This window comes from Hymenobacter psoromatis (genome assembly GCA_001596155.1).
Taxonomy (GTDB): Bacteria; Bacteroidota; Bacteroidia; order Cytophagales; family Hymenobacteraceae; genus Hymenobacter.
The window spans coordinates 2,156,540-2,169,357 of record CP014771.1 but is presented as its reverse complement, the minus strand read 5'-3'; the positions used below and the strand labels follow the sequence as shown (position 1 = coordinate 2,169,357).

The following is a 12,818-nucleotide window of genomic DNA, read 5'->3' as shown; positions in this document are numbered from 1 at the left end:
TAATCCGAAAAATCCGTCGAATCCGTGGTTCAAACTTAGTTGGGATTGCTGAACCGCTTATCGCTAATGAACGTCGAGTCGGTCAACGTTTTCAAAAAAGCGATAACCTGCTTTTTCTCGGTGGCCGTGAGGTCCATGTGGGTGCCGAAGGGCGGGTCGTTGATGCCGGCGGGCGCGGCCAGGTTGGGGTCGAGATTGGGGCTGTTCATCTGCACGTGGTCGGAGTAGTGGTCGAGCACTTCCTCCAGGGTTTTGAAGCGGCCGTCGTGCATGTAGGGCGCGGTGAGCGCGATGTTGCGCAGGGTCGGCGCGATGAACTTGCCTTGGTCCACGGCCAGCTTAGTGAGGCCGCCACGGCCGGGGTCAGGGAACGTCATATCGAGGCCGTTGTTGAAAAACTTGCCCTCGTAGCCCGACGACATCAGCGGCTGGGTGTGGCAGTGGAAGCACTCGGCCCCGCGCACCGAGCCCGGTGCAATGTGCGTGGTATAGAGCTTGAGGCCCGCCACCTCATCGGTCGTGAGGCCCAGGCGGGTGGCCATGTAGGTGTCGTAGCGCGTATTGCCCGAGATAAGCGTGCGCTCGAACTGCGCCAGGGCTTTGAGCACCAGGGCATTGGTAATAGTGCTGGTGCCGAAGGCCGCCAGAAACAAGGAGGGGTAGGCGCTGCTGGCCTGCAACTTCCCTACCCCCACCGTGAGCGGCTGATGCAGCTCAATGATGTTTTCGAGCGGCTTGAGGGCCTGGGTTTCGAGGGTGGTGAAAGCGCCGTCCCAGGTGAGCTGGGTGCTCCAGCCCACGTTGGCCAAGGACATGGTGCCGCGCGGGTTGGCCACGCCATCGACGCCCACGGCCAGCGGCAGGCCATCGGTGAAAGCCTTTCTCTGCTGGTGACACGAGCCACAGCTCATGGTGCCGGTGCTCGACAGCGCCTTTTCGTAAAACAGCCGCCGGCCCAGCGCTATTCCCTCGTTGGTGAGCGGGTTATCGGCCGGAATGACGGGGGTAGGAAAGCCCGCCGGCACCGTGAGCGCGTAGGGCGTGGGCGCGGCCGGCGTGGGCGGTTCGTTGCTGCCGCCTCCGCCTTTGCTACAGCTGGCAATGCCCAGCGCCAGGGCGCTCAGTAGCACGCCGACGTACGAAAGGGTAGTAGTGCGAAAGGCCATTGGGCAGGTTGAAAAAGCGAAAATAAGCAGCGTTGCGGCGGTAACGACGAAACCGGGCAGCTTGGTTTCCGAGGCCTGGTGCTGGCGGGGCTAGCGGGGCGGGGCCAGGCGCTGGTCCGTTAAGAATTCCTGGTCCGTAAGTGTATTCAGAAAGGTCAGTAAATCAGCTTGTTGCGCATCGGAAAGGGGGATGCCCAGCCGGCCGTTGGGCTGGCGCAGCAGCGGGTCGAGGGTAGGGGAGGGCTGCACGCCGTGGGCATAGTGAGCCAGCACTTCGGGCAGGGTAGCAAAGCGGCCATCGTGCATGTAGGGCGCGGTGCGGGCCACGTTGCGCAGGCTCGGCACCTTGAAGCGGCCCCGGTCGGTGGGCCGGGCCGTGATGTGCGCCCGGCCCGAATCGCGCGCAAAAGTCCGGTCGAGGCCGTTGTTGCGAAAGCTCTCGTCGGTGAATAAATCGGTGGCGTGGCAGCCGCCGCACTTGGCCACGAATAGAATACTGCCGCGCTGCTCCGGCGCGCTGAAGGTGCCGCCCGCTTCGTGCCGCACGTGCTTATCGTAGCGCGACTGGCCCGAGGTAAGCGCTGCCGTAAACTGCGCCAGCGCCCGCAGCAGCTGCGGCGTATCAATCTGGCCCGGCCCATAAATAGCCGCGAAACGCTGCCGGTACGCGGGGTCGGCGTTGAGGCGGGCCAGGGCGTCGGCCAGGGGCGTGTCCATCTCGGCCTTGCTGGTGAGCGGGGCCAGGGCTTGCAGCTCCAGGCCCAGCACGCCGCCGTCGGCCATGAAGCCGTGGCGCCAGCGCAGGTTTTGCAGGGCCGGGGCGTTGCGCGGGCTGAGGCGGCCGCCTACCCCCACGGCCAGGGCCCGGCCATCGGTGAAGGCCCGGCTTTGCTGGTGGCACGAGGCGCAGGCCACCGTGCCGCTGCGCGACAGCCGGGGGTCGTAAAACAGCCGCCGGCCCAGCTCAAACGTGGCCTGGTCGGGCTGGTTCCGAGCCAGCTCATACACCATCGCCGGAAAATTAGCTGGCTGCCCGGCACCGGGCGGCGGGGCGGGGGTAGCCACCGATACCAGCCCGGCCGCCACCACGCCCAGCGCCAAGCCGGCCACCAGCCCGCCCCGCGCCAGTAGCCGGCTCCGTGCCGAAAATTGCCCGAGCGCCCGCATGGCCCTACCCCCCTAGTTGGCGTTGATGCTCTTGACCGTGAACATGCCGGCCGCGTAGTTCTGAGTTACCTGCACCGACGAGGCGCTGGGCTCCATCGTGGTTGGGAACGTGCTGAGCGCGAAGTGCGTGGTGCCGTCAAACAGCTTGAGCACGTCGGCCGTGAGGTTAACCGTGGCGGCGTGGTCGGCGCGCACGGGCAGGGTAGTGCCGTTAAACGACGGCGCGGCCGTGACGATGGCGCTGTATGGCGCGCGATAGCCGCCCACGTGGCAGACCAGGGCCTTGTTGCCGGCCGAAGTCACGTTGCCTTCGAGCTTCATAAAAATGTGGCCCGTGCTCCACACCCAGTACATATTATTGGCCGGGTTGAGGTCGCCGGTCAGCGAGAGCGGGTCGGCTTTGGTCCTGGTCGAATCGACGCCCACCGTGAACTTCACGCCCGAATAGTCGCCCGTCGGCACGTTGTCAATCGCAAACGAGGTGGTGCTGGGCTTGGCCACGTTCACCAGGTGGTACACGCCCGGCGCGGCGTAGGTGCTGCCATCGGCTTTGGTGAAAACCACGTTGGAGATGTAATATTCCAACGTGCTGATGCTGAAGGTTTCGCCGCTGGCCGTGGTGTAGGTAGTGCCGTCGAGCGCCACGGCCTTGCTCCCCGCCACGTTGTTCAGGGCCAGCGAAACGGTGCCCACGGTGGGCTGGCTGCTATCGGAGCCGTCTTTTTTGCAGCCATTGAGCAGGCCGGCCGAAAGGGAAAGAAGCAGCGCGGAAACCGCGAAAAGACGACGAGTATTCATCGATAAAAGACTGAATAAGTGAAAGCTAACGGGTGCCTGCTGCCAGGCGCTACCCCCTGCTTTACAGAAGGCTAGCTACTTGATAACCAGCGCGTCGGGGAGCATCTTGCCCCACACGCGCCGCGTTCGAATAGTTCAGCCGCGTTCCCCCGGCGGCCGAAAAATGCCTCTTGATGGTCCTGCCGCGTAGGCGTGGGCCACTGCCGGCGCGAAGTGCGGGGCTGCCACCAAGCCCGCCCACGCGGGCAGCGCCAGCCGAAACGGCGCGGGCGCTACCCCCTCAAACTTGACCTTGGCCAGCAGGCCGGCCGGGGCTTTGGCGGGGCCATTTTCGGCGCGGTGCAGCTGCCGGGTCAGGTAGCATTTGCCAGCGCAGTGCAGACGAGGGCGCGTCTTGTTCACGCAATATTTTGTGGCAATGGCGGCCCGGTTGACGGCAAAATTCAGCACCAGCAGCTCGCGTCCAAGCGATTGGAGCAGAACCAGCGCGGTGAGAAAGAAAGCCAGCGGGCGCATCATGGCAGCGAAAGGATAGCTACCAAAGATAATAGGGGGTGGGTGGCAAAGGGGTGAATATTCGTTGGCGGGCACTACTTTTGTCGCCGGTTAGTTTATTTTCTGCCCTTGAAATCCATTTTCGCCTACTTGCTCGCCGGCCTCGTGCTGCTGCAAACCTTCAGCCGCGAGCTGCTGGTGGCGGATTTCATGCTCAACCGGGCGGCCATTACGCAGCAGTTTTGCGTGAATAAAAGCCGGCCCCAGCTGCATTGCGACGGCAAATGCTACTTCGCCAAGCAGCTCAAAAAGCAGGAGGAGCGCCAGAGCAAGTCGGCCGGCCCGCTCAAGGAGCGGCTCGATATGCTGCCCGTTGCCTTCGGCGGCTGGCAGCCGCGGCTGGCTGTGGCCTGGGCCGTGCCGACGTGCTACCCGGCGGCCACTGCGGCGGCCGTGCCCCACGGGCCGGGCGGAGCCATTGACCAGCCCCCGCGCGGCTAGCTAGCTTCTGAAACCGGGAACGCCACGGGCCTACGGCCGCGCCAACGCGCGGGCCGGCGGATAACGGCGTACCAGTAAGGTCTTATCAGGGCCGGCCCAGGGCCGGGCCCGCTAGCTAGTATTTTTTCGTGGGTAATTTTTTCTCCCTGACCGGGCGGCTCGTGGCTGCCTGCGTCTTGCTGCTGCTCAGCAGCTTTGCTGCCGGTGCCCAAACCGGCGCGGGTGCCCTGCGCGGCACCATCACGACCGCCGCCCACCAGCCCGTGCCCTTTGCCACGGTGGCCGTGCTTAACTCCGCACTCGGGACGACGGCCGACCAGAGCGGCCACTTTTCCATTGCCAACGTGCCGGCCGGCCGCCAGACGGTGGTGGTCAGCAGCGTGGGCTATGCCACGCGCACCCAACCGGTGGAGGTGGCGGCCGGCCAGACCGCGCCGCTGACCCTGACGCTTACGCCGAGCACGGCGGGCCTGGATGAGGTGGTAGTGACGGCCCAAAAGGACGAAACGACCCTGGAGAAAACGCCGCTGGCCATTTCGGCGCTGGGCACCAAGCAATTGCGCGAGTACCGGGTCTGGGATTTTAAGGACCTGACGGCCCTGGCCCCGAACCTCTTCGTGATAGAGCACGCCAACAGCACGGGCGGCAACTTCCTCAATATCCGGGGCGTGATGGGCTTCAGCAACGAGCAGGCCGTGGCTACTTACGTGGACGGGGTGTATCAATTCGACTATTTTTCGGCCCCCACGCAACTGCTGAACGTGGCGCGCATCGAGGTGTTGCGCGGGCCACAGGGCACCCTCTACGGCCGCAACGCGCTGGGTGGGGTAGTAAATATCGTGACCAAGCAGCCGACCAATACGCCGAGTGGCTACGCCGAAGTGAGCGTGGGCGACTACGGCCAGCAGCGCTATTCGCTGGCCATGCAAGCGCCGCTGGTGAAGGATAAGCTGTTTTTGAGCCTGGGCGGGCAGCACGGGCACCGGGGCAGTATTTTCCAGAACCTGGTGACCAACAGCGACTTCGACGAGCAAAATTCCTGGCTTTTCAATGGCACGCTGCGCTACCTGGCGACTGACCGACTGAGCTTCGCGCTGAGCGCTTACAACGAGCGCAACGACGACCGGGGCTCCTACCCCTGGGTGCCCACCCGCCAACAGATTTCAACTCAGCCCTGGCAGATATATAGCAACTACCCCAACACCGAGCGCCGACGCAACTTCAACACGTCGCTCAAAGCCAGCTACCGCCTGCCGGGTGTGACGCTGACTTCGGTCACGGGTTTTCAGCGGTTCACCATTGATTACCCCGACCGCTACGACTTTGACTTCACGGCCCGCGACCTGATTAGCGGCACGGGTAGCACGCCCCAGCGCAACTTTACTCAGGAGCTGCGCCTGACCTCGGACCCCAGCAGCGAGCGGCGGCTGAGCTGGACGGTGGGGGCGTTCGGCTTCCGGCAGGCCACCCTGCCCGGTATTCGCAGCATCTTCTACCTCCGGCCCGATTCGCTTCAGACGCCGCCCACTTCCAGCGAACAAGGCTTTCTTACCACCGGCAGCGCCCTTAACCGCGGTCTGGCCGGCTTCGGGCAGGCAACTTATAAGCTGACCGAGGCGCTGAGTTTGACCGGTGGGCTGCGCTATGACTACGAGCGGCGCGAGTTGGTCAATGGCTCTGCCTACGAGCAAGGCGGCGGGCCGGTCATCCTGACGGCGGCCGACACCACTTTCAGCGCAACCTACCGGGCCTGGTCGCCGAAGGCGATTCTTAGCTACCAAGCCACTGAAAACGTGCTGGCCTACGTCAGCTACGCCCGCGGCTTCCGGGCCGGGGGCCTGAACACGACCGCCCCCACGCGGGCGCAGATTCCCTACCAGCCCGAAACGAGCGATAACTACGAGCTGGGCCTGAAAACGACGCTGCCCCACCAGCGCGCCCGCTTCAACCTGGCCGCGTTCTACTTGCAGCAGCGCCACCAGCAGATAGCCAGCAGCACCAACGGGCTGAACTCCGTCATCCTGAACGTGGGCCAGATGAACAACTTCGGCGTGGAGCTGGAAGCGGCGGCCGTGCTCGTTAAAGGGCTGGAAGTGAGCTGGAACGTCGCCTACAACCACGCCCGTTACGCCGCCCTACCCCTCTACAATTACACGGAGAATCGCACCCAGAGCTACGCCGGCAACCAGCCGATTAACACGCCCGTGGTGACTTCGATGCTGGCCGCGCAATATACCTATAAGCTGGGCCAGGGCCCGCGGCAGCCGGCCCTGTTCGTGCGGGGCGAGTGGCGCTACTTGGGCCATTACTATTTCGACTACTACAACCAGGACGGGCAGGGTGCCTACGGCCTCCTCAACGCCCGCGCCGGGGTGAGCGTGCGGCACCTGGAGCTGGCCTTTTGGGTGCGCAACGTGTTCGAGCGCAAGTACATCACCTACGGCTCGCTCAGCCCCCAGTCGCCCACCTACATGCAGAGCCTGCCGCGCCTGCTGGGCACCACGCTCACGGCCAGGTTTTAGGCTGCCGTTTTGAGTTTTTGAAGATGAGCATTACCAATAAAGCTGATTATCAATCAACTAATAACATGAGAAACAACGCATTGCGCAGCTTGCTAGGGCTGCTGACAGCAGGAATGAGCATCATGGCCGGGTCCCTACCCGCCCGCAGCCAGGCGATGAAAATGGCGATGACCAAACCGGTAAAAGTGGCCATCCTGGTGTACCCCGGCATGGAGCTGCTCGATTTTTCGGGGCCGGCCGAGGTGTTCAGCAACGCGCGCGACGTGCGGGTGTATCTGGTTTCGACGGGCGCTAAAAGCCTGGCTACCAAGGGAAATCTCGTGCATCTGACCGCCGACTATACCCTGGCCAACGCCCCGCGGCCCGACATTCTGGTGGTGCCGGGCGGGCCGGATGAAGTGGTGGCCGGCGTGTACCGCAACCCGGCCGTGGTGGCCTGGATTAAAAAAGTTGACCAGCACACGCAGCTCACCATGTCGGTGTGCACGGGCGCGTTCATTCTGAGCCGGGCGGGCCTCACGCACCACAAAAGCATCACCAGCCACTGGTCCGTCGTGGATTCGCTCCAGCGCTTCGACCCGCAGGCAACCGTGCTCAAAAACAAGCGCTTCGTGGAAGACGGCCGGCTGCTGACCACGGCCGGCGTATCGGCCGGCATCGACGGGGCGCTGCGGGTGGTGGAGGAGCTGCGCGGCCACGACGAGGCCGTGGCGGTCACGCGCCTCATGCAGTACGATAAGTGGCAGCCGGGCCAGGGCGTGGTGCTGGGCAAGTCGGGCATTCGGCCGCCGGCTCCCCTGGCCGCCCACGTGGCCCGCGACCCCGTGTGCCAGATGCCCGTGCCGAGCAAAGACGGGCCAACGCTGGCTTACCAGGGCATCACCTACCACTTCTGCTCGGCCAACTGCCGCGGGAATTTCCGCCGTCACCCCGCGCAGTACGTGAAGAGATAAGCGCACTATCATTTTTGGTAACTACTTGGCTGATAAGCTAAAATACGATTTAAGCCATATGAAATCACTAGTTATAACTGCCGGGCTGGCCGTTGCCAGCCTGAACCTGGCCTGCGCGCAGCAGGCTCCGCTGCGCGGCACCGTGCTCGACGCGCAGTCGCAGCAGCCCCTGCCGGGCGTGACGGTGGTAGCGCCCGGCACCCAGGCCGGCACCACCACCGATGCCAGCGGCCGCTTCACCCTGGCCGGAGGTCGCGAGGTGGTCATCTCCTTTATTGGCTACAACACGCAGGACGTGCGGGTGCCGGCCGGCGGCCAGCCGCTCACGGTGCGCCTCGAAGCGGCCCCGGTCAATTTGCAGGGGGTAGTGGTGTCGGCGAGCCGCGAGCAGGAGCGCCGCACCCAGGAGCCGGTGGCCATCAGCCAGGTCTCGCCGCAGCTCATTGCCGATTCCAAGGCCACCGCGCCCTACCAGCTGCTGAACAAGGTGGCCGGCGTGTACATGGTGAACCTGGGCAATGAGCAGCACATGATGGCTATCCGCCAGCCCATTAGCACCAACGCGGTGTATTTGTATCTGGAAGATGGCCTGCCCATCCGGCCCATCGGCATCTTCAACCACAACGCGCTGTATGAGATAAACCAAGCCGGCGTGCGCAGCATTGAGGTGGTGAAAGGGCCGGCCTCGTCGCTCTACGGCTCCAACGCCATTGGCGGGGCCATCAACTTTTTGACGCAGCGCCCTACCCCCCTGCCCACGGCCGGGGTGTCGGTGCAGGGCGACAACTACGGCTACCGGCGCGTGGATGCCAGCGCCAGCGGCACGGTGGGCCGGCTCGGGCTGTACGCGGGCGGCTACGCGGCCCAGCAGCGCAACGGCTGGCAGGACTACACCGACTTCGACAAAGAGTCGTGGACGCTGCGGGGCGACTATTCGTTTAGTGCTAAAACGCGGCTTATTGGGATGGGCACGTATAACTACCTCAATACCCAAACGCCGGGCACCCTCGACAGCGCCCACTTCTACAGCCGCAGCTACGCCAGCAACAACCGCTTCACCAACCGCGTGGTGACGGCCGTGCGTGCCAGCCTGCGCCTGGAGCACGACTGGAGCCCGAGCCAGCAAACGGCCCTCACGGCCTACACCCGCTACAACTCCACCGGGCAGCTGCCTAGCTATTATATTTCCGACGTGCGCGTAAACGGAGCTTATCAAAGCTCTAACGGACAGGTAAATAATCAATCGTTTCATAGCTACGGGGCGTTGGTGCAGCACCGCGCCGACCTGGGCTTTCTGAACTCGCGGCTCATCGTGGGGGGATATTTTGACTATAGTCCGAGCACCTACTACGCCCGCTACCTGACCATTCAGAAGGACGTGGCCAATAACTTCTATTCCGGCTACACCGACACCGGCCGCTACATTGACAACTATAAAACCGACCTCTACAACGCGGCGGCCTATGCCCAGTACGAGGTGCAGGCCACTGAGGCGTTGCGCATCGTGGGCGGCCTGCGCTACGACCGGGTTCAGTACAATTTTGTGAACTATCTGAGCGGCGCGCAAACCACCAAAAAGGCGGCCCAGAACAACGTGTACAACATCGTAGCGCCCAAGCTGGGGCTGACCTACGCGCTGGGCGCGAACCGGGGCGTGTACGCCAACTTCAGCACTGGTTTTCAGCCGCCCGAAACCAGCAGCTTGTACAGCTCACGCCAGACAATTGAGCTGAAGGAAGCCAATTTCAAGAACTACGAGGCCGGCGGCTGGGTGGCGCTGTTTGAGCGCAAGGTGTACGTGGATTTGAGCGTGTACCAGCTGGAGGGCCGCAACGAAATCGTGAGCCTGTTGCAGCCCGACAACTCGACCCAGAGCCAGAACGTGGGCGCGACCCGGCACCAGGGGGTTGAATACACGCTGACCTACGCGCCCGTTTCAGAGGTGAATTTCCGCCTCAGCGGCACCAACGCCCGCCATACTTACCTGGAATACAGCGAGGTAGTGCAGGGTAAGAACCGCGACTACTCGGGCAATCGTATGGTGAACGCGCCCAGCTGGATTGCCAACGCGGAAGTGTACTACAAGCCGCGCTTCGCGCCGGGCGCGCGGATTGGGCTGGAGTATCAGCGCATTAGCTCCTACTTCACCAACACGGCCAACACCAAAACCTACGCCGGCTACAACCTGCTGAACCTGCGCCTGGGCTACCGCCTGCCCCACGCCGGGCGCGGCCTGGAAGTGTGGGCCAATGTTATCAACCTAAGTAACGCGCTGTACGCCACGCTGGTAACAGCCAACCAATACGGTTCTACCTACACGGCCGCCGCGCCCCGCACCGTCACGCTGGGAGTCGGCTACACGTTTGCCGCCAGGGCGCGCGAGTAGCTTAATCAGTTAACAACCAAACCTATGCAAACCACTTCCACTCCGCCCCGTGCGGCGGCCTCGCCCGTGCGGCGCTTCGTGGGCCGCCACCTGTACCGCTGGCACCGCACGCTGGGCCTGGTTACGCTGCTGCCCGTTATTTTGTGGACGCTCAGCGGGCTGTCGCACCCGCTGATGTCCAACTGGTTGCGGCCGGCCATTGCGCACGAAACCGTACCTACCCCCCCGCTGCGGCCCGATGCGCTGGCCGTGTCCGTGGCGCAGGTGCTGAGCCAGAATCACCTGGCGGCTATCCAAAACCTGCGGGTGGTGCAGTTTCAGCAGCAGCCTTATTATCAAATAACTGACTACCAGGGACGGCTGCGCTATTTCAGCGCCGCCACTGGGCAGGAACTGCCGAGCGGCGACCGCGCCTACGCCGAAGACGTGGCCCGCTACCTGCTGGCCGACTCGACTTCGGCCGTGGCCCGCGCCGAGCGACTGACGCACTACACGGGTGATTATAAGTTTATTAACCGCCTGCTGCCGGTCTGGAAAATTACTTTTGCCCGGCCCGATGGCATGGCTATTTTCGTGGAAACCGGGCAGAGCCGGATGGGCACGTTCAACAACCACGCCCGCGCCCGCTTCCTGTGGGTGTTCGGGATGCTGCACAACTGGGATTTTCTCGATGCCCTACCCCGGTCTTTGCACTTGGGCATTATGCTGGTTTTCACGACTGTTATCTGGCTTTCGGCTCTGAGTGGACTGGTGATTTACGGCTTCGTGCGGAAGAAATTGCGGCAGCCGCGCTCGGCCCACGACCAGGTGGGCTGGCTGCGCCGCTGCCACCGCACGCTGGGGCTGTGGGTGGCCTTCGTCACGTTCACGTTTGCCCTGAGCGCGTCTTACCATCTCATCCAAAAATTCACCCCCGACCGCCGCGAGGAAGTGGCGCGGGTCAGCGCCTTCGCCGCCAGCGAATTGACCTGGCCGCTGACCGCGGCCCTACCCGGTGCCGCGCCCGTCACGCGGGTATCGCTGGCGCGGGTAGGCGGCCAGCCCTACTACCGACTCGTGAGCAAAGGCGCTGAGGGTAAGCCGACTGTGCAGTACCGCAGCACCCGCGATGGTGCGTTGCTGCCCGCCGGCGAAATGCGCTACGCCGCCGAGCTGGGCCAGGAGTTCATGCTGGCGCTGAATGGCCACCCGGCCACCACCAGCGCCACCGGCGCGGCCGAAGACGGCGCCTTGCCCGACTGCTGCGCCCCGCCCACGCCGGAAGCCGAAGCCCCGGCCGCCATCGGCGCGCCCGCCGCGGCGGCGGGGGTAGGCGGCCCCGCGCCGCCCCTGGCCAGCCTGGGCAGCCCCGAGCTGGTGACCAAGTTTGCCGGCGAGTATGGCTTCGTAAACAAGCGCCTGCCGGTAATGAAGCTCAGCTACGCCGGCCCCGGCCACCCGGCTCTGTACGTGGAGCCCGCCACCGGCCGCCTTGCCGCCCTCGTCACTGATGGCGACCGGCGCGAGGGGCTGTCCTTCGCGGTGCTGCACAAGTTCTTTTTGATGGACTGGGCCGGCAAAAACATTCGCGACGCGGTGGCCATGCTCTCGGCGCTGGGCGTGCTGGCCATCACGCTCTACGGCTTCGCGCTGCTGCTGAAGACGCGGCGGTAGGAGGGGGGTAGGCGTTTACTTGGCTATCGGGGCGGGCGGCGCGTAGGCAAACTGCCGCCGGAACTTATCAAGCGGCGCTTCGAGCCAGCGCCAGGAAGCCGCGCTCAGCCCGACCAGCACGGGAGTAAGCACCAGCACGGTCGGAATGGGTCCCAGCCAGAGCTGCCGCAGGTGCTCGGCCTCGGGCAGGCTGGCCGGCAGCAGCCGAAACACCAGACGCTGGTAGAATATCGGCAGCAGCAAGTGATAGAGATAGAGGCCGTAGCTGCGCTGGCCCAGCCATTGCATCAGCGGGTGGCGCAGCCACCGGGCGGCGGGTGGCCCAGCCAGTAACCAGCGCAGGGTGCAGTAGCCCACCAGCGCCCATACGGTGGGCGAGCATACTTCCCAGACTGCTTTAGGAACGGGGCTCACCCGTATTAGCCACCAACTGGTCACCAAGCTTAGCCAGCCCACTGCCACCAGCCAGCCCGGTAGCAACCAGCCTTCGCCCGCCCGCAGGCGCGGGGCCTGAAGCCGCAGCAACGCCCCGGCTGCGAACAAGTCGAGACAAGAAGGCAGCAGCACTAATACGAAGCTCGGCCCCGCCGTCCATATCCAGATTATCCGAAAAATCAGGGCAAACCATACTACGCCCCATAAGCCCCGGCTAGTAGTTGGCAGCCACCGAAAAAGCGTGAGCAGTAAGGGCCAGAGTAAATAAAACTGCTCTTCCAGCGCCAGCGTCCAGTAGTGACCCAGGCCCTCAGGCCAGGCTTGCAGCCGGTAGCACAGCATATTGGCGGTGGGCAGTAGAAACCACAGCGGATGCTGCCGCAGCGTGGCCAGCGGCAGCAGGGCGGCTAAGCCGAGGGCTACGTAGTAGGGCGGCACGATACGCAGGGCCCGGCGCAGGTAAAAAACGCCCATTCGCCGCTGCCAGCGGCCGGGGCCGGTTGCTCCCCAATAAATATTGTTTTTCCACAGCAAACCCGAGATAAGGTAGCCACTGAGCACGAGAAACAGCATCAGACCCAAGTCGCCAAGGGGTAAGGCGGTCAGCGTCCAATGGTGTAGTATAACCAGGCCCACGGCCACGGTGCGCAGACCCAGTAGTTCGGGCTGGTAGGTACGGGTTGCCGGGCTCGTAATAGGCATAAAGCGCAAAGCTAGGGACAAGCTGGCTTGGCAGCGCGCC

10 protein-coding genes are annotated in these 12,818 nt (G+C 64.0%); 5 read left to right on the top strand and 5 right to left on the bottom strand.

Annotation, left to right across the window (positions count from 1 at the left end):
• Positions 1 to 35: 35 nt before the first annotated feature.
• The 4 genes from A0257_09235 to A0257_09220 form a co-directional block, all read right to left on the bottom strand.
• Positions 36 to 1,166: a hypothetical protein gene (locus tag A0257_09235; protein AMR27263.1), complete on the bottom strand. Its 1,131-nt coding sequence runs from the start codon at positions 1,164 to 1,166 to the stop codon at positions 36 to 38.
• 90 nt (positions 1,167 to 1,256) lie between these two features.
• Positions 1,257 to 2,333, bottom strand: a complete 1,077-nt coding sequence (locus tag A0257_09230; GenBank protein AMR27262.1) for a hypothetical protein — start codon at positions 2,331 to 2,333, stop codon at positions 1,257 to 1,259.
• Between the two features lie 12 nt (positions 2,334 to 2,345).
• Positions 2,346 to 3,131: a hypothetical protein gene (locus A0257_09225; protein ID AMR27261.1), complete on the bottom strand. Its 786-nt coding sequence runs from the start codon at positions 3,129 to 3,131 to the stop codon at positions 2,346 to 2,348.
• A 135-nt stretch (positions 3,132 to 3,266) separates the two neighbouring features.
• Positions 3,267 to 3,650 (bottom strand): hypothetical protein, encoded by a 384-nt coding sequence (locus A0257_09220; protein AMR27260.1) that lies wholly within the window; start codon positions 3,648 to 3,650, stop codon positions 3,267 to 3,269.
• Between the two features lie 105 nt (positions 3,651 to 3,755).
• On the opposite strand from A0257_09220, the gene A0257_09215 reads away from it, so the two are divergent.
• The 5 genes from A0257_09215 (at position 3,756) to A0257_09195 (ending at position 11,641) form a co-directional block, all read left to right on the top strand.
• A complete protein-coding gene (locus tag A0257_09215) occupies positions 3,756 to 4,127 on the top strand; it encodes a hypothetical protein (protein ID AMR27259.1) in 372 nt (123 codons plus the stop codon).
• 128 nt (positions 4,128 to 4,255) lie between these two features.
• Complete coding sequence (locus A0257_09210; GenBank protein ID AMR27258.1) at positions 4,256 to 6,649, top strand: hypothetical protein; 2,394 nt, start codon at positions 4,256 to 4,258, stop codon at positions 6,647 to 6,649.
• Between the two features lie 113 nt (positions 6,650 to 6,762).
• Positions 6,763 to 7,602: a hypothetical protein gene (locus A0257_09205; GenBank protein ID AMR27257.1), complete on the top strand. Its 840-nt coding sequence runs from the start codon at positions 6,763 to 6,765 to the stop codon at positions 7,600 to 7,602.
• A 58-nt stretch (positions 7,603 to 7,660) separates the two neighbouring features.
• Positions 7,661 to 9,988, top strand: coding sequence for a hypothetical protein (locus A0257_09200; protein ID AMR27256.1), 2,328 nt, complete (start codon positions 7,661 to 7,663; stop codon positions 9,986 to 9,988).
• A 24-nt stretch (positions 9,989 to 10,012) separates the two neighbouring features.
• Complete coding sequence (locus A0257_09195) at positions 10,013 to 11,641, top strand: hypothetical protein (GenBank protein AMR27255.1); 1,629 nt, start codon at positions 10,013 to 10,015, stop codon at positions 11,639 to 11,641.
• Between the two features lie 15 nt (positions 11,642 to 11,656).
• Here the strand turns inward: A0257_09195 and A0257_09190 are convergent, their stop codons facing one another.
• Complete coding sequence (locus tag A0257_09190; GenBank protein AMR27254.1) at positions 11,657 to 12,787, bottom strand: hypothetical protein; 1,131 nt, start codon at positions 12,785 to 12,787, stop codon at positions 11,657 to 11,659.
• Positions 12,788 to 12,818: the final 31 nt, after the last annotated feature.

Coding starts and splice junctions, on each gene's coding strand:
- A0257_09220 (AMR27260.1), bottom strand. CDS start 3,650: ATGATGCGCCCGCTGGCTTTCTTTCTCACCGCGCTGGTTCTGCTCCAA.
- A0257_09225 (AMR27261.1), bottom strand. CDS start 3,131: ATGAATACTCGTCGTCTTTTCGCGGTTTCCGCGCTGCTTCTTTCCCTT.
- A0257_09230 (AMR27262.1), bottom strand. CDS start 2,333: ATGCGGGCGCTCGGGCAATTTTCGGCACGGAGCCGGCTACTGGCGCGG.
- A0257_09195 (AMR27255.1), top strand. CDS start 10,013: ATGCAAACCACTTCCACTCCGCCCCGTGCGGCGGCCTCGCCCGTGCGG.
- A0257_09205 (AMR27257.1), top strand. CDS start 6,763: ATGAGCATCATGGCCGGGTCCCTACCCGCCCGCAGCCAGGCGATGAAA.
- A0257_09235 (AMR27263.1), bottom strand. CDS start 1,166: ATGGCCTTTCGCACTACTACCCTTTCGTACGTCGGCGTGCTACTGAGC.
- A0257_09200 (AMR27256.1), top strand. CDS start 7,661: ATGAAATCACTAGTTATAACTGCCGGGCTGGCCGTTGCCAGCCTGAAC.